This window comes from Caloramator sp. Dgby_cultured_2, assembly GCF_028872215.1.
GTDB classification, from domain to species: Bacteria; Bacillota; Clostridia; order Clostridiales; family Caloramatoraceae; genus Caloramator; species Caloramator australicus.
In genome coordinates this window covers 2,183,019-2,199,126 of record NZ_CP118396.1, presented here as the reverse complement: position 1 = coordinate 2,199,126, position 16,108 = coordinate 2,183,019, and the positions used below count along the sequence as shown (strand labels likewise).

The window sequence follows — 16,108 nt, the reverse complement described above, 5'->3', positions numbered from 1 at the left end:
GTTGCTCATTATAAGGATGTTGAGGAAAAACTTCAGATGTTTTGGAACAAAGGTGAAGATAAACAACAACAAAAACAAAGGCAAAATAGAAATAGAGTATTATTCAGAAGATGACTTACAAAGGATATTAGAATTATTAAATATATAAATGTTTCACGTGAAACAATTAAGAAGGAGTGTTGAATATGGACATAATTTTCTCATTTATTCAAGATTTTCAAATCCCTATGCTAATTTTATTAATAATTTTAGTCATCGTCCTTTTATTTTTGGAAATATTAAATAAGGTAGAAATATCAAGGTTAGAAAAAGATATAAAAAGATGATGAGAGGGAATATGGGAAAAAGTATTGAGGAGCTTTTAATAGAAAACAATAAAAAACTTGATGAAGCCCTTTTGACTACAAAGGAAATAGAAGCAATTTATAAAGATGTTGATGGTAGAGTTAAAAATTGTATTCAAAAATTTTCAATTATAAGATATAAGGCCTTTGATGATGTGGGTTCCGATTTAAGCTTTTCAATTGCCCTTTTAGACGATAATAATGATGGGGTAATAGTTACAGGAATATATGGAAGAAATGAAAGCACTGTTTTTGCAAAGCCAATTAAAAATGGAATTTCAAAGTATGATTTATCTGAGGAGGAAAAGACGGTTTTAAGGGATGCAATGAATAAAAATAAAGCTACATAATGTAGCTTAAAAAAGAGGGGTATAGGTTTTGTGGTGGATGGAGTAGATTATATCTTTTAAGTCCATGTTATCGCAGTTGATCATTAAAGAGCCGCCTTCCTTTGCTTCAATCATAGAATTTAATTTGTAAAGAGGTGTAGTTTTTTCTGAGTATATATATGCATCAGAAGTAATGTTTTCTGAGATTTTATGGACATCATATCCAAGGTTTTTTAATTGATTGTATAAATCTACAAGGGAATCATCAATACTTATTATCATAATAAACCCTCCTGCCTATATTGTGAGCAGGAGGGTTTAAAGTTATGCGATGTATATTTTGGAATTATCTTAAGGTAAAAGAAGAATTTATTGAAAGCCTTTTAATTGAAAGGTATAAAGAATAGGAAATTACATCGGCCATTTTCATAACTAAAGATAATCTGGTATTTTGTAAAATAAGGTATTCCATAAATCCTGACATATTAACTATACCAGTTATAGAAAGATTACCTATGGGAGATAGTTTTTGTTGACGCCAGCGCCAGGAAATATTGGGCCTTCATAAAGATTAATCTTTCCGATGTTTTCAACTTTCCCAAGGGAAGCATCTATGGCCAATATGTAGGGATTAAAATGTCTCTTATAGATGAGATCAATATAATCATCAAGATTTTTAGCATGAACAGGATTTTCAAGGGTTCCGTAGATATTTACACCCTTTAGGTTAAAATTTTTAGTCAACTTATCTCCAACCAAAGGGCCTAAACAATCTCCAGTTGAACGATCTGTTCCGATACATAGGATGACTAATTGGTTTATATCAGCATAATCCTTTAACATGTTTATTATTTCATTTGAAAGAAGGTATGCAGAGTTTGGTTTATCGCTTTCTATTGAAAAACAGAGTTTCTTTTCTTGAAGCATGTAAAAACCTCCCTTTTGAATCTAGTTAAAATTTTTTCCAAAAGGGAGGTTAAATATACTATATGAGTTTTATTTTTTGAGGATATTATAGAATACCATTAAAAATAATAAATATAGCATTCCTAAAAAGCCGTAGGCCTTAACTCCTATATAAATAGATGCGAGAACAAAAATAGGATTTAAACCTAACGTTGAGGAAACAAGTTTTGGTTCTACTATTTGTCTTATTATAGTAATAATTATATAAATAATTACAAGAGCTATTGCAATATAATAGTTTTTAACTAAAAGAAAGTATGCTGCAAGGGAAAAATAAACAAGTCCAATCCCAAGTATAGGAAAAATATCAAGGAAGGCACATAATAAGCTCAATAAGAGTGCATAATTAAATTTTAGGGAGGTAAAGGCAATAAAACTTTCAATAAAGGTCAAACTAACAAGGATAGAATATGATTTTAAGTAATTTACAAGCATTTTATAGCTTTCAGAGGAAAACTCGCTAAACTTTTTTTGCCCTCCTCATTAAAAATTTTGGTAAATTGTATTTTATATGAGTTAATATCCTTAGACATAAAATATGTTGCAATAAAGGTTATTACTATAACTAAGAATAAAGAAGGAAGTTTAATTGCAAAGGATAAAAGGGAGTTTAACAAAGTTTGAGTCATATTTAAAAGTGTTAAAAATACAGAATTTAAATTATTCTGTATGTTTTTAAATATTGTTGGATCCAGCGTCCTTAAATGTTTTTCAAGATTAACTAAAAGGTTTTGGATATATGGATATATAACGTCAACGCTTGGCACTTTAACAAGAAGGTTTTTAGCTTCAGTAATTAGTTTTAATGTTATAAGGGTAAGAAAATAGAAGATGACGCTAAAAGTTATTGTCGTTGTAATAATAGAGGAAAGGGAAACAGGAAGCTTAAATTTTCTAATTAAAAGGTTATTAAAGGGCTTATTTATTAATGCTATAATAATAGCAAGGACAAAGGGAAGGGTATAGGGCAATGTTTTAAAGAATATGAAAAACGAAATTGTATAAATTAGTAAAAACAATCCAAACCTTTTTAGTTTTAAAATAAATAATTGATCAAACATAATTTCACCTCACTTTTAAGGGGGATAGGATGATAAAATTTAATGGCAATTTAATGGATATAATAATTATTTTATTATTATTATATGGATGCATAGATGGTTTACAAAAGGGGTTTATATCTACTTTGCTTAAATTTTTATCTTTATTCTTTTCTCTTTACCTTGCTAAAATTGCAACACCATATCTTACTTATTATATTATAAACAATACGGAAGTATATTTAAACATGCAAAAATATTTTTAGAAAAATTGAAAAAAACAAGGCAGCATCTTCGGCACTATATCTTGTTTTAGATAAAAATAATTTATCTAAGAGCGTTACGGATCTTTTTTGAATGCAGCATGTTTTTTGTCATATTTTTTGTGGCAAATATAGTTTTTAATATTATAAGGGAGAATATAAGAGTTAAAGTAAGAAGGGGAAAGGTAGGATTTTTAGATAAATTGCTTGGAATGGTTTTAGGATTTACAAAATGGGTTTTAATTTTGTTTATCGTATTTGCACTCATGATTCCTGTAGTTTCACTTTCACCAAAGGACAACTCTTTAAAAAGAGAAATAGAATCGTCGAGAATCGCTAAATACTTTTATCATTACAATATTGTATTCTCGTTAGTTAAAAGGATTTGAACCTCCCACGACTAAAGTCGCGGGATTCCTGCTTCATCGACCTCGTAACCTACTGTCTCCACAGGCGTTAATTCGGGTAGTCCCTACCCTACTGCTTTTACTTATGCTATACCTAATATCCTCTTTCCTTCTTTTAATATATTTTTACTTGCATTTACATCTCTATCGTGGACTGTCCTACATATTGGACATTCCCAATTCCTTATGTTTAAGTCTTTTACTTCTTCATTTTTATAACCACATACATTACATATTTGACTTGATGGATAAAACATATCTACTTTTACTATTGTTCTTCCATACCATAATGCTTTATATTCAAGCATATTTACAAATTTTGACCATGCTACATCTGATATAGACTTTGATAATTTGTTATTTCTTAACATATTCTTAACCTTTAAGTCCTCCAAAATTATAACTTGGTTTTCGCTTATAATTTTAGAGGACAGCTTTTGCAAAAATCTTCCCTTTGGTTTCTTATCTTCTCATGTATTTTGGCTACTTTCTTAGCTTGTTTCTTAAAGTTACTACTACCTAATTGTTTTTTAGAAAGCTTCCTTTGTTCATTAATAAGTCTTTTTCTAACTTTATAAGATATTTAGGATTGGATATTTTGTTGCCTTCACTATCTATCAGAAAATGTTTTACTCCTAAATCTATACCTATTACTTTGTTAGTTTTAGACTTTTCTGTAGTTTTTTCTATCCTACAGCAAATTGAAACAAAATATTTCCCTGTTGGAGTTCTACTTATAGTTGCATTTAGTATTTTACCCTCTACTTCCATTGATTTTACAAACTTTACCCAGCCTAATTTGGGTAGTTTGATTTTGTTTCCTTTAATTTCAATGTTGTTATTTGTAAATGTTGTTCTATAGCTTTGATATTTACATTTCTTTGACTTAAACTTTGGATAATTTGCTCTGCCTTCAAAAAATTCTTAAATGCTTTGTCTAAGTCTTTGAGCGAATTTTGAAGTGCAAACTTATCTGCTTCTTTTAGCCATGTATTAGTTTGTTTAAGTTTAGTTAAGTCAGCAGAACATTTGTTATAATTAAATGTTATCCCTTTAGTTTTATATTCTTCTTCTCTTTTAGCAAGGTAGTAGTTATATACAAACCTAACACAACCAAAGGTTTTATTTATAAGCTCTATTTGTTGTTTATTAGGATAAAGCCTAAATTTAAAAGCTTTTTCCATATTTACACCTCATAATTATTATAACATATGTTGTTAATTAATATAATTCATGATATTTAGATAACATATGTTATTATTTAAGCGTCCTTACTCATGACTTAAGTCACGAGTGTGCGGACGCTTTCATCATCAAATAAATAAAATCAATTTATATCTAGTTAATTATAGATATTTTAAATATCTATTCAATAAAAATATCAGTTGTTTTAATATAAAATTGTAAGTATTAAGTAGGTGGTGGTAGCATGAAGGTTGTAGATTGCAAAGGACTTACTTGTCCAAAACCAGTTATATTAACAAAAAAGCAGTGGAAGATCCTGATTTTGATGAAATTGAAGTTATAGTTGATAACCAAGCATCAAGGGAAAATGTAAAAAATTTTTGCAAAGTGCTAACGTAGATTTTAACATGGAAGAAAAGGATGGACTTTATCATTTTTATGCTAAAAAGAAGGGTGAAATTAAAAAGGTTGATGAGCCTGTTGTTTGCAGTATATCCAATATAAGCGTAGATCAAGGCTTGACATATGTTATATCTTCAGATAAACTAGGAGCTGGCGATGATAAGCTTGGAGCTATGCTCATGAAAAGTTTTATTTATTCTTTAACTGAAATTACAGAAAAACCAGGGACAGTTATATTTTTAAATTCTGGGGTTAAACTAACAACAGAAGGCTCCGATGTTTTGGATAGTTTAAAAAAGCTAGAGGAGTTAGGAACAGAAATATTATCCTGTGGAACGTGCCTTGATTTTTATGGTTTAAAGGAAAAGTTAGTGGTAGGTTCTGTAACTAATATGTATACAATCGTAGAGAAAATGAATGCAACAAAAACTATAAAAATATGAGGGGTGCTATGAAAAACATTCTTATTACCTTTGACAGCACAAACTATGCAATCCAATGTGAAGCAGTTCTTAAGGAAAAGGGAATAAAGGGTCAAATAATGCCAACTCCAAGGGAAATTACTAAAAGCTGCGGTATTTCCATAAGGGTTGATTACGAAGAAATAGAAAATATTAAAGGATTAATCAACGATGGAAAGATAAAAGTTAAAATGCTCTATAGTTTTGGAGAGGAAAGGATTTTTGAGCCGATTTTGTAAAGCCACAGTTAAAAAGACTGTGGTTTTTTATGGGTATTTTTATTGAATTGTTCAAAAAAATAATGTAAACTACACATAATAGGGGGTGAAGAAGATGAGTTTAATTAGTTATGGAATGCTGATTAATTACTTAAATAAAGGAATAAAAATAGTTATTATTTTAATCACAACTAAATTAGCAATTAACATTGGAAATAGGCTGATAACAAATTTTTTCGACAGACAAAAGAAGTCAAAATTTGGACTAAATGAGAGAAAGGCGGATACTTTAAAGGGACTGTTTAAGAGTTTATTAAGGTATTCAGTTTACATTATATCTTTTATTTGGATATTTGAAACTTTAGGGTTTGATGTTAAGGCTTTGATTGCGGTAACAGGGGTTGCGGGAGTTGCTATTGGATTTGGTGCCCAGAGCCTTGTAAAGGATGTCATATCGGGAATTTTTATCTTACTGGAGGATCAATTTGCTGTTGGAGATTACATAACCATCGATGGTTTTTCAGGAATAGTAGAAACGTTAGGAATTAGAGTGACAAAGATAAGGGATTTTTCTGGTGAGCTTCACATTATACCTAATGGAACAATAGGGAGGGTAACAAATAAGTCAAGGGGAAATATGAGGGCCCTTGTTGAGGTTGATATATCTTATGAGGAGGATTTAGAAAAGGCGATAGATATATTAAATAAAATATCAGAAGATGTAAAAAAGAATGTGATTATATTGTAGAAGGGCCGACGGTTTTAGGAATAACTAATTTTGGAGAAACGGGAATAAAGTTAAGGGTAATAGCTAAAACTTTACCAATGAAGCAATGGGATGCAGAATATGAATTAAGAAAAAGAATTAAAAAAGCTTTCAAGGAGGAAGGTATAGAAATACCCTATCCTAAAAGAGTTATTATCGAAAAAAGGAGGGGTGATGCGATGAAGGAGTTTTATTTGGGAGATATTGTTGAAACGAGAAAGGAACATCCTTGTGGCAATAAGACGTGGGAAGTTATAAGGCTTGGTGCTGATATAAAAATAAAATGCTTAAAATGCGGCAGGATAGTCATGATTCCAAGGTCTAAGTTTGAAAAGTCGGTTAAAAAAATAATCAAATCAAATGCACCGGATACTATTGCACAAGAATGACTTATATGCTAAAATATTATAGTCCCTGCCCACAGGAGTGGGCCGTAAGTCCAGAGGGAGGAGGTGAAGGATATGAAAAGATATGAAACTCTTTTCGTAATTGCACCTAATGTAGTAGAAGAAGAAATTAAGGCTACTATTGAAAAGATTAAGGGTGTAATCGAAAACGGCGGTGGAGTAGTAGATAACGTTGATGAGTGGGGAAAGAGAAGACTTGCCTACGAAATCAATCACTTCAATGAAGGATATTATGTTCTAATTAACTTCACTGCAAGCCCTGAATTACCTAAGGAATTAGACAGGGTTTTAAGAATCTCCGACAACGTAATAAGACATATCGTTGTTAAACTTGATTAATAAGGTGGGATAAAATGAATAAGGTTTTACTTATAGGCAGGTTAACTCGTGACCCTGAGATTAGGTATACAGCAGGGACGGGTATTGCCGTGACCACCTTTACACTTGCAGTAGATAGGCCATATGTAGGTCAAAGTGGTCAAAGGGAGACAGATTTCATCCCTGTTGTTTGTTGGAGAAAGCTTGCTGAATTAGTTGCTAACAACCTTACTAAAGGAAGGCTTGTTGCTGTATCAGGTTCTATACAAACAAGAAAGTATCAGGCACAAGATGGTTCAAACAGATATGTAACCGAAGTTGTGGCTGAAGAAGTTAAGTTCTTGGATAGGCCTAAGGAGCAAGCAGCATCCTTTACTCATGATGAAGTTGCAAGCGACGAAGGAGAATTCTTCCCTGTCGATGGAGAAGACGAAATACCATTTTAAATACTTAGGTAAGGAGGGGATAGTATGTCAAATGCAAAGAAGGCAACAAAGCAAAGAAAAGCAAAAAGAGAGTTTGCGCTTTCTGTGTAGATAAGGTTGAATACATTGATTATAAAGATATAGCAAAGCTTAAAAAATTCATAACAGAAAGAGGAAAAATTCTTCCAAGAAGAATCTCAGGAAACTGCGCAAAACATCAAAGAGAGTTAACTGTTGCCATCAAAAGAGCAAGAAACGTTGCTCTACTTCCATTTACAACAGAATAAGAATAAAAGGTGCCCAATGGGCACTTTTTATTTTATAATTATGTGATATAATAAAATAAAGATTTAGCTTCCGGGGTGAAATAATGGGGGATGAATTGGATATAATGGGTAATATAAGACTTATAGAAACGTATAAAACGTTCCTGTTGACTTCAGTTTCAGATTTGCATATATCTATGTTAAAGGGTAGTAGAGCAAATTTAGATGAGATTAAGGATGAATTATCTCAAATTATAATCCTTGCCTATCTTCTTGCTAAAAAGCTTGGAATTGATTATTCAAGTATAGATGATAAGGTTATAAAAAACTTAAGGCAAGCCTTTTGGATGATGAAAAAGCGACACAGACTATCTTAGTCTTATTACATACTTAAAAGAAGGAAGGGAATAGATGGTGTCTACAAGGGCCTTAATAGAATCTTCTTTACTTACTGCTATTGCAGTAGTATTGATTTTAATAAGTATATATGTTCCTATATTTTATTTTATTGGACTTTTTATGTGGCCGTTGCCTCTAGCATTGGTGCAAATAAAACATGGTTATAAATATAGCCTTCTTTCACTTGTTGCTACAACAATAATAGTATTTATATTTACGGACCCCTATACAGCTCTTGGATTTGCAATAACAAACGGTGTTTTAGGTATAGTATTGGGAACGATGATTAAAAGGAAAGAAAGGGCTATAAATACCATTTTTATAATGATAATTGTCAATGTTATATCCGTTGCTATATCAATAAAATTATTTGGATTGATAGCTGGACAGGATTATATTAAACTTGCTTTAGATGAGTTTTATAAAAGCATTGACATGGCAAAGTCCTTTTATGAAAAAATGGGAGTTCAAAAGGAAGTTTATGAAAACATATTTAAAGCTATGCCTCCTAAGGAAATGCTTTTAATGTTAATCCCTTTGCCCTATTTATGTATGGATTTTTGTCGGCTATTATAACTTATGTTTTGGCAAAGGGAATATACTCAAGGTTTGGGATAAAGCTTGAAGAAATTCCTAAGTTTTCAAACTGGTATGTTCCTGTAAAGCTTGCCTTTTCAGTAATAATTTTAGTTTTGATTGCCTATATATTAGCTTATCTAAAGGTTAAAAATGCTGATGCATATCTTTTAAATGCAATGTATCTAATGCTTTTAACTTTTTCAATAAACGGTCTTGCAGCCTTAAGCTTTTGGCTCAGCAAACAGAATTTACCCAAGGCCTTTAGGGTATTAATACTTTTGTTTGTTTTCTTTTCCTTAGGCAATCTATTGTTTTTAGTAGGAATAGTTGATTATTCCTTAAATTTAAGGAAACTTGATAAATCAAGGATTAAAGATTCTCCAAAATGATGGAGGTTTGTTATGGATAATAAATTTAAAAATTTTATTCCAAATGTAAGGATATATCTGCTTATAATAGCTATATTGTTAGGAATATTGGCCTTTTATAATGTTTACGTATTTTTGTAGGATTTTTGTTTATTTGGTTCTCCTTTATTATAACTTCAAAAGTTCAGAAGTAAAAAGAATCAGTTTTTTAAGTTTATAGAGGATATATCGAATAATATCGATACTGCCGGAAGGAACACTTTGTCTAAAATTCCAATACCTCTTACTATTGCAGATGATGAGGGAAAAATTATTTGGGCTAATTCTCCTTTTTAGAGGGTGTTGTTAAAAATCCGTATGGAAAGAGCATAAAGACGATTATTCAAGATTTAGATCTTCAAAGGATAATTGAAAAAATATAAGTGAAATAAATAAAGTAAAGATAGAAGAAGAGTATTATGATGTTTTAATTAATGTAGTAAAATCAAAATCCTCTAATAGGAAAAATATATTTTTGTTTTATTTTATCAAAAAACAAATTATTATAAGCTTATTGAAGAATATGAAAATAAGAAAATGGTAGTTGCCTTAATTGAGATAGATAATTACGATGAAGTGTTAAAGAGTATGGATGATATAAATAGGCCCATATTGATTGCAGAAATTGATAAAAAGATTAATTCCTTTACTTCAAGCCTAAATGCCTTTGTTAGGAAATATGATACAAGCAAATATGTGGCAGTATTTGAAGAACAGAATATAAAAAGGGTTATAGAAGAAAAATTTCCTATCCTTGATGAAGTTAGGGAGATGTATTTTGGCAATAAAATACCTGTTACCTTAAGCATAGGTATAGGTATGAATGGTGAAAATCCACATAAAACCCATCAATTTGCAGTTGCAGCAAAGGACCTTGCCCTAGGAAGAGGAGGGGACCAAGCTGTTGTGAAGGATGGGGAAAAATTACTATTCTTTGGTGGTAAAAGCAAAGAAGTAGAAAAAAGGACGAAGGTTAAGGCAAGGGTAATTGCCCATGCTCTATCGGAGCTTATAAATCAAGCCAGCGAAGTAATTATAATGGGGCATGAGACTCGGACCTTGATAGTATGGGTGCTGCCCTTGGAATGTATAGAGGATGCAAACAAAAAGGTAAAAGTGTATATATTGTCCTAAACAAGGTAAATAAATCCATTGAAAAAATAATGGAGAAGGTTAATAATAGAGGATATGAGGGTGTTTTTATAACTAATGAAACATCCAATGCCATAGCAAATAGCAAAACGCTCCTCATAATAGTGGATGTCCATAGAAGAAATTTTGTTGAAAATCCTGAGCTTTTAAACAGGGTTGGAAATATAGTTATTATAGACCACCACAGAAAGAGCATTGACTTTATTGATAATGCAACAATAACCTATATAGAGCCCTATGCCTCATCAACTTCGGAGCTTGTAACGGAGCTTTTACAGTATATGGTTGATAGAGTTGAACTAAGCGAAGTTGAAGCTCAAGCCCTTATGGCAGGTATATACGTCGATACTAAAAACTTTACCTTTAAGACGGGTTCAAGGACCTTTGAAGCAGCAAGCTTTTTAAAGAAGATGGGGGCAGATCTTATTGAAGTTAAAAGGCTCTTTGCCGATGATTTTAAAACCTTTATTGAAAGGATGGAACTTATAAAAAGCGCAGAGATTAAAAATGGTATAGCAATAGCCCTTCATAGGGGACAGGTCGATAATTTTATAATAGTTCCCCAAGCTGCCGATGATCTATTAAAGATTGACGGAATTGAGGCCTCCTTTGTTCTTGCTAATGTTGGAAATGAAGTAATGATAAGCGGCAGATCCTTAGGTGATATAAATGTTCAGCTTATTTTAGAGAGCATTGGCGGTGGTGGACATATGACTATCGCTGGAGCAAAGCTTTCAGATATTAGCATAGATGAAGCTAAGAAACTTTTAGAAATTGCTATACAAAACTATCTAAAGGGGAGTGACAAGAAATGAAGGTAATATTAAACGCTGATGTTAAAGGTGTAGGAAAAAAGGAGATGTTATAAACGTTTCAGATGGCTATGCAAGAAATTTTCTTTTTCCAAGAAAATTAGCAATAGAAGCAAATGAATCAAATTTAAAGGTTTTAGAAGCTCAAAAGGCTAAAGAAGAGCAAAAAAGACAAGAGGAGCTTCAAAGGGCAAGGGAGCTTGCAAAAAACTTTCTGAAATTACAGTTGAAGTGTCAGTTAAGGCTGGGGAAAATGGAAAGCTATTTGGTTCAATAACTTCAAAGGATATATCAGATGCTCTTAAAAAACAACATGGAATAGAAATAGATAAGAAAAAGATAGAATTAGATGAAGCAATAAAGGTTGCAGGAGTTTACAATATTGAAGTAAAGGTTTACCCGGAAGTTACAGCAAAGCTTAAGGTAAGCATTAAAGCACAGTAGAAAGGAAGATTTAGGTGAAAAAAACGCAGCAAGTAAATCTAATAAAGTTAGGGAAATAATTAAAGGACAATATGAAGAACTTGAAATAAAGGTTAATTCTTTGATTGAAAATGTATATGAGCTTTATGGGACTGAAAATGTAAATGCTGTTTTAAAGGAAGAAAATCTTTTAGATGCACTTTTATCGGATGAATTAAACGAAAAACTTTTTGTTCTTCAAAAGGTTCTTTTAAACAAAGATGATTTTATAGATAACCCTTTTGAACTTATTGAAAAGTTAGAAGAAAAATTAGCCTACGTTTTGGCAAGAAAAAAGTTGAAATGGAACTTGAAAAAAGGTTGATGAGATAATAGAAAAAAACAATGAAAAGTTTATTGATGACATAAAGCTTAGCATCATTAAAAAACAAAGGGGACCAGAAAACAGCAAAACATTAAAAAAACTTGCAGAGCTTCAAAAGCTTGAGAGCATAGGCCTTTCAAAATCAATTATGGAATACCTAAGGCCATCTTCTGTCAAGGAGATTGTTGGACAGGATAGGGCTATAAAGGCTATATTATCAAAGCTTGCATCGCCCTATCCACAGCATATAATACTTTATGGTCCTCCGGGGTTGGAAAAACGACCACCGCAAGGCTTGCCTTTGAAATTGCAAAGATGTTAAAATCCACTCCTTTTTATGAGGAGTCTCCCTTTGTGGAGGTAGATGGGACAACCCTAAGATGGGACCCAAGGGAGATTACAAACCCTCTTTTAGGTTCTGTCCATGACCCTATATATCAGGGAAGCAAAAGGGACTTTGCAGAAAGCGGCATTCCTGAGCCAAAGCTTGGACTTGTTACAAAGGCCCATGGAGGAATCCTGTTTATCGACGAAATAGGCGAGATGGATCCAATACTTCAGAATAAACTTTTGAAGGTTTTAGAGGATAAAGGGTGGAATTTTCATCATCCTATTATGATCCTGATGATGAAAATGTTCCTGAATATATTAAAAAGCTATTTGATGAAGGAGCACCGGCGGATTTTGTTTTAATCGGTGCAACAACTAAAAGCCCTGAGGAGATCAATCCTGCCTTAAGATCAAGGTGTGCCGAAGTTTATTTTGAACCACTTTCTAAAAAAGATATCCAAAACATTGTTTTAAATGCTGCAAAAAAGTTAAAAATCAAAATGGATGCAGAAGTTCCCGAAATCATTAGTCAATATACTATAGAGGGAAGAAAGGCTGTTAATATATTAGCCGATGCCTATGGTTATGCCCTTTATAATAGAAGAGGCAAAAGGCCATATATTACAAAGGATGATGTTTTAGAGGTAATAAACCTTGCAAAGCTTGTTCCTTATTATAAAACCTATGCAAAGGAAGAGGGAGAAGTAGGTAAGGTATTTGGCCTTGCAGTTTCAGGCTTTTTAGGAAGTATATTGGAGATTGAGGCGGTTGCCTTTGAAAAGGAAGATGGAAGCGTAAGGTTTAATGATACAGCTGGCACCATGGCAAAGGACTCGGTTTTTAATGCAGCATCGGTTATAAGAAGGCTTACTGGTCTAGACATTTCCAATTATGACATCCACGTAAATATAATTGGCGGAGGAAATGTGGATGGACCTTCTGCAGGTGCTGCCATAACGTTGCAATATTAAGTGCCATAACAGGCAAAAAGTAAGACAGGATACTGCTATTACCGGGGAAATATCCCTTCTTGGTGAAATTAAGCCTGTTGGTGGAGTAAATGAAAAGATTCATGGGGCAATTCAGGCAGGAATGAAAAAGTCATAATTCCTAAAGAAAATATTGATGAGGTATATAAGGATTATGAGATTGAAATAATCCCTGTTTCCACGATAGATGAAGTGTTAGATGTAATTCTTTGGGAGGCGGTTTGATGGATAAATTAAGGGTTCCTCCACATAATATTGAAGCTGAGCAGTCGGTATTAGGCTCTATGCTTCTTGACAGGAATGCAATAGCCGACGTTACTGAAATTTTAACTGGCGATGAGTTTTATAAAGAATCCCATAGGATATTATACAAAACAATAGAGGAAATTTATAATAAGGATGAACCTGTGGATATCATAACCGTAATAGACCTTTTAAAGAGCAGGAATCTTTTGGAGGTTGTAGGAGGAGTAAGCTATATATCAAACATTGTTGCTTCTGTTCCTATGACAGCTAATGCAAAGTCCTATGCAAAAATAGTTAAAGAAAAGGCGCTTTTGAGAAGGCTTATAATCGCATCTAACGAAATTATGGATAAGTGCTATCAGGAGCCTGATGATGTTGAAGAAGTTTTAGGCTTGGCAGAAAAGGCAATATTCGATATTTCTCAAAATAAATCCCACAATGATTTTGAGCCTTTATCAGAAATAATAATGAAAAGTTTTGACAGCATAGAACATCTGTCAAAAACAAAGGGAGATGTTACAGGGATTCCATCGGGATTTACTGATCTTGATAGAAAAACATCGGGATTTCAAAGGGAGATTTTATTCTTGTTGCAGCAAGACCTTCTATGGGTAAGACGGCCTTTGTTTTAAATATAGCCCTTCATGCTGCCTTAAGGGCTAAAAAAGCGTTGCAATATTCTCCCTTGAAATGTCAAAGGAACAGCTTGCATTTAGAATGCTCTGTGCTGAGGCTAACATAGATATGTTAAAACTAAGGACAGGGGATCTTGATGAGGAGGATTGGTTTAGACTGGCAAGGGCGGCAGGCCCGATGTCTGAGTCAAAGATATTTATAGATGATACCCCTGGAATTTCTGTAAATGAGATGAGGTCAAAATGTAGAAGACTAAAGATAGAAAAGGGCTTAGACTTGATTATAGTTGACTATCTTCAGCTCATGTCAGGAAGTAAAAGAAGTGAAAGTAGACAACAGGAGGTTTCAGAAATATCAAGATCCTTAAAGGCCCTTGCAAAGGAAATGGATGCTCCGGTTATTGCCCTATCGCAGCTTAGCCGTGCTCCTGAGGCAAGATCTGACCATAGACCAATGCTATCGGACCTTAGAGAATCAGGTTCCATCGAACAGGATGCTGACCTTGTTATGTTCCTTTATAGGGATGAATATTACCATAAGGATACCGACAAGAAAAACATTGCGGAGGTTATAATTGCAAAGCAAAGAAACGGTCCTACAGGAACAGTTGAATTAGTATGGCTTGGACAGTATACCAAGTTTGGAAATCTCGATAGATATCATAGTGCATAAAAAGTCCAGCTTTATACCATGAGTATAAGGCTGGACTTTTTATTAACAACTAGAAATGATTTATGGAGTTAAAGATTGTATATATAACTGAGTTGCGTAATATTCTTAGGAGAGTTGAATAAACTGTTTTGTGTGTAAAGGGAATTTAGTAGTAAATGAATTTGTTAACTACTATGAAAATGAAGTAGCATAGAAAAGAACTTAATTTAAAAAAATTAAAATCCGTGCATCTGGTGTTACTTATTAAAGAGAATTGAACATTAAGATGGAATAAGGCAACTTGACATGATTTTTATAAAGGCTATAATTAAAATTGTTAGGATTTTCAATAAACTTACTCTTATGTGTTTCTTTATATACGTCTGATTTTATAAACAGGCTATATTTAGAAATACATTGGAGGTGAGGTTTATGAATCAAGTGGTTGCACTTGAGAGGATTGAAAATCCTAATTCAGTAAGAAGGTTTGGTTTTATTCCTGCCATTCTTTATGGAAAAGGAGTATCAAGCCCTCAAAAGGTTAAGATTGCAAAAAGGATGTTTTAAAACTATTAAGACACAATAGTAAAAATTCAAAGGTTTATGTTGATTACAAAAATAACAAGTATTTCTGCGTGATAAAGGATGTCCAATTAGATTATTTAAACAAAGACATACTTCATCTTGAATTTCAAGCAGTTCATGAGGATGAAGAGGTAAAAATTGAACTTCCTGTAATTTTTGAAGGCGAGGAGTTTTTAGAGGCCAAGGGATTTATATTAGAAACATATATGCCCAAGATTGAAGTTATGGGAAGATTAAAGGACCTTCCTGAAGTTATCAAAATAGATGTTAAAGACAAAAACTAGGGGACAAGATAACTATTGAAGATTTGAATTTAGGTGAAGAAATAAAGATATTAGAGGATTTAGATAAAGTTATCGCAGTTGTATCTAATTCTGAAACAGAAGATATTGCAAGTTAGCAGGCTTATAGCCTGCCATGTGCTCCATTAGCTCAGCGGTAGAGCAGCTGATTCGTAATCAGCAGGTCGCCGGTTCGAATCCGGCATGGAGCTCCAGTATTTTCAAGGTTTTGATAAATTGCAGTAAGTTGCAGTAAACTAAAAATACTGCAATTTTACTGCAACGGGAGAAAAATTTATTTTGCAGGTTGTATTTTTACATCCTGCATTTTTATTTTGCTGCATAATTCCAAGGTTAATGATGAGTTAAAAGGACGTTCTAAGTTGGAATATCCTTAACAGGTGTTGATAGATTATCGATACCTTGCAGCCTTATGAGATAATCTAAAGGTATTTCC

18 protein-coding genes, 1 tRNA gene and 9 pseudogenes are annotated in these 16,108 nt (G+C 32.7%); 23 read left to right on the top strand and 5 right to left on the bottom strand.

What is annotated here, in order from left to right; all coding sequences use genetic code 11:
• Position 1 precedes the first annotated feature (1 nt).
• Positions 2 to 148: a hypothetical protein gene (locus PWK10_RS20140; protein WP_446715263.1), complete on the top strand. Its 147-nt coding sequence runs from the start codon at positions 2 to 4 to the stop codon at positions 146 to 148.
• Positions 149 to 185: 37 nt separating this feature from the next.
• Positions 186 to 694, top strand: a pseudogene (locus tag PWK10_RS15290) (DUF4446 family protein).
• A 6-nt stretch (positions 695 to 700) separates the two neighbouring features.
• Here PWK10_RS15290 and PWK10_RS15285 read toward each other — a convergent pair.
• From PWK10_RS15285 to PWK10_RS15270, 4 genes and pseudogenes are all read right to left on the bottom strand, one after another.
• Entirely contained in the window at positions 701 to 955 is a 255-nt protein-coding gene (locus PWK10_RS15285; RefSeq protein ID WP_008909318.1) for a YkuS family protein, read from the bottom strand.
• A 64-nt stretch (positions 956 to 1,019) separates the two neighbouring features.
• A pseudogene (yyaC, locus tag PWK10_RS15280) lies at positions 1,020 to 1,516 on the bottom strand (spore protease YyaC).
• 153 nt (positions 1,517 to 1,669) lie between these two features.
• On the bottom strand, positions 1,670 to 2,074 hold the full coding sequence (locus PWK10_RS15275; protein ID WP_274766639.1) for an AI-2E family transporter: 405 nt from the start codon (positions 2,072 to 2,074) through the stop codon (positions 1,670 to 1,672).
• Positions 2,065 to 2,700: an AI-2E family transporter gene (locus PWK10_RS15270; RefSeq protein ID WP_274766638.1), complete on the bottom strand. Its 636-nt coding sequence runs from the start codon at positions 2,698 to 2,700 to the stop codon at positions 2,065 to 2,067. The genes PWK10_RS15275 and PWK10_RS15270 overlap by 10 nt, the downstream gene beginning before the upstream one ends.
• 29 nt (positions 2,701 to 2,729) lie before the next feature.
• Between PWK10_RS15270 and PWK10_RS15265 the strand changes: the two genes are divergently transcribed.
• Complete coding sequence (locus tag PWK10_RS15265) at positions 2,730 to 2,945, top strand: CvpA family protein (RefSeq protein ID WP_274766637.1); 216 nt, start codon at positions 2,730 to 2,732, stop codon at positions 2,943 to 2,945.
• Positions 2,946 to 3,043: 98 nt separating this feature from the next.
• The gene (locus tag PWK10_RS15260; RefSeq protein ID WP_274766636.1) at positions 3,044 to 3,331 is read left to right on the top strand and encodes a CvpA family protein; all 288 of its coding nucleotides are present in this window, start codon (positions 3,044 to 3,046) and stop codon (positions 3,329 to 3,331) included.
• A 101-nt stretch (positions 3,332 to 3,432) separates the two neighbouring features.
• On the opposite strand, the pseudogene tnpB reads toward PWK10_RS15260, so the two are convergent.
• A pseudogene (gene tnpB, locus PWK10_RS20135) lies at positions 3,433 to 4,533 on the bottom strand (IS200/IS605 family element RNA-guided endonuclease TnpB).
• Between the two features lie 381 nt (positions 4,534 to 4,914).
• Here tnpB and yedF point away from each other — a divergent pair.
• The 19 genes and pseudogenes from yedF (at position 4,915) to PWK10_RS15165 (ending at position 15,866) form a co-directional block, all read left to right on the top strand.
• Positions 4,915 to 5,379 carry a sulfurtransferase-like selenium metabolism protein YedF gene (gene yedF, locus PWK10_RS15250; protein WP_274766635.1) on the top strand — a complete coding sequence of 155 codons (465 nt, stop codon included), beginning with the start codon at positions 4,915 to 4,917 and terminating at the stop codon, positions 5,377 to 5,379.
• 8 nt (positions 5,380 to 5,387) lie between these two features.
• Positions 5,388 to 5,636: a DUF3343 domain-containing protein gene (locus tag PWK10_RS15245; protein ID WP_008909313.1), complete on the top strand. Its 249-nt coding sequence runs from the start codon at positions 5,388 to 5,390 to the stop codon at positions 5,634 to 5,636.
• Positions 5,637 to 5,730: 94 nt separating this feature from the next.
• The gene (locus PWK10_RS15240) at positions 5,731 to 6,363 is read left to right on the top strand and encodes a mechanosensitive ion channel family protein (RefSeq protein WP_274766634.1); all 633 of its coding nucleotides are present in this window, start codon (positions 5,731 to 5,733) and stop codon (positions 6,361 to 6,363) included.
• Positions 6,327 to 6,455 (top strand): annotated as a pseudogene (locus PWK10_RS19000) (mechanosensitive ion channel protein MscS); the annotation flags it as partial. The gene PWK10_RS15240 and the pseudogene PWK10_RS19000, both read left to right, overlap by 37 nt.
• 105 nt (positions 6,456 to 6,560) lie before the next feature.
• Positions 6,561 to 6,770, top strand: coding sequence for a DUF951 domain-containing protein (locus PWK10_RS15235; RefSeq protein WP_274768316.1), 210 nt, complete (start codon positions 6,561 to 6,563; stop codon positions 6,768 to 6,770).
• A gap of 72 nt (positions 6,771 to 6,842) precedes the next feature.
• On the top strand, positions 6,843 to 7,127 hold the full coding sequence (gene rpsF / locus PWK10_RS15230; RefSeq protein ID WP_274766633.1) for a 30S ribosomal protein S6: 285 nt from the start codon (positions 6,843 to 6,845) through the stop codon (positions 7,125 to 7,127).
• A gap of 14 nt (positions 7,128 to 7,141) precedes the next feature.
• Positions 7,142 to 7,552, top strand: coding sequence for a single-stranded DNA-binding protein (locus tag PWK10_RS15225; RefSeq protein ID WP_274766632.1), 411 nt, complete (start codon positions 7,142 to 7,144; stop codon positions 7,550 to 7,552).
• A 62-nt stretch (positions 7,553 to 7,614) separates the two neighbouring features.
• Positions 7,615 to 7,818 (top strand): annotated as a pseudogene (rpsR, locus tag PWK10_RS15220) (30S ribosomal protein S18); the annotation flags it as partial.
• Between the two features lie 83 nt (positions 7,819 to 7,901).
• Positions 7,902 to 8,174, top strand: coding sequence for a MazG-like family protein (locus tag PWK10_RS15215; protein ID WP_274766631.1), 273 nt, complete (start codon positions 7,902 to 7,904; stop codon positions 8,172 to 8,174).
• A 34-nt stretch (positions 8,175 to 8,208) separates the two neighbouring features.
• Positions 8,209 to 9,164 (top strand): annotated as a pseudogene (locus PWK10_RS20130) (YybS family protein).
• Positions 9,165 to 9,719: 555 nt separating this feature from the next.
• Positions 9,720 to 10,316: a hypothetical protein gene (locus tag PWK10_RS15200; protein WP_274766628.1), complete on the top strand. Its 597-nt coding sequence runs from the start codon at positions 9,720 to 9,722 to the stop codon at positions 10,314 to 10,316.
• Entirely contained in the window at positions 10,268 to 11,149 is an 882-nt protein-coding gene (locus PWK10_RS15195) for a DHH family phosphoesterase (RefSeq protein WP_274766627.1), read from the top strand. The genes PWK10_RS15200 and PWK10_RS15195 overlap by 49 nt, the downstream gene beginning before the upstream one ends.
• Before the next feature lie 49 nt (positions 11,150 to 11,198).
• Positions 11,199 to 11,590, top strand: a pseudogene (rplI, locus tag PWK10_RS15190) (50S ribosomal protein L9).
• Positions 11,591 to 11,645: 55 nt separating this feature from the next.
• Positions 11,646 to 13,477: pseudogene (gene lonC, locus PWK10_RS15185) on the top strand (Lon family ATP-dependent protease).
• Positions 13,477 to 14,130, top strand: a complete 654-nt coding sequence (locus tag PWK10_RS20125; protein WP_446715262.1) for a DnaB-like helicase N-terminal domain-containing protein — start codon at positions 13,477 to 13,479, stop codon at positions 14,128 to 14,130. Before lonC ends, PWK10_RS20125 begins: the two are co-directional and overlap by 1 nt.
• Positions 14,106 to 14,806: pseudogene (locus tag PWK10_RS20120) on the top strand (replicative DNA helicase). Before PWK10_RS20125 ends, PWK10_RS20120 begins: the two are co-directional and overlap by 25 nt.
• Positions 14,807 to 15,217: 411 nt before the next feature.
• Positions 15,218 to 15,352, top strand: a complete 135-nt coding sequence (locus PWK10_RS15175; protein WP_274766626.1) for a hypothetical protein — start codon at positions 15,218 to 15,220, stop codon at positions 15,350 to 15,352.
• A gap of 68 nt (positions 15,353 to 15,420) precedes the next feature.
• Positions 15,421 to 15,654, top strand: coding sequence for a hypothetical protein (locus PWK10_RS15170; protein ID WP_274766625.1), 234 nt, complete (start codon positions 15,421 to 15,423; stop codon positions 15,652 to 15,654).
• 137 nt (positions 15,655 to 15,791) lie between these two features.
• Positions 15,792 to 15,866 (top strand) — tRNA-Thr (locus tag PWK10_RS15165).
• Positions 15,867 to 16,108 lie beyond the last annotated feature (242 nt).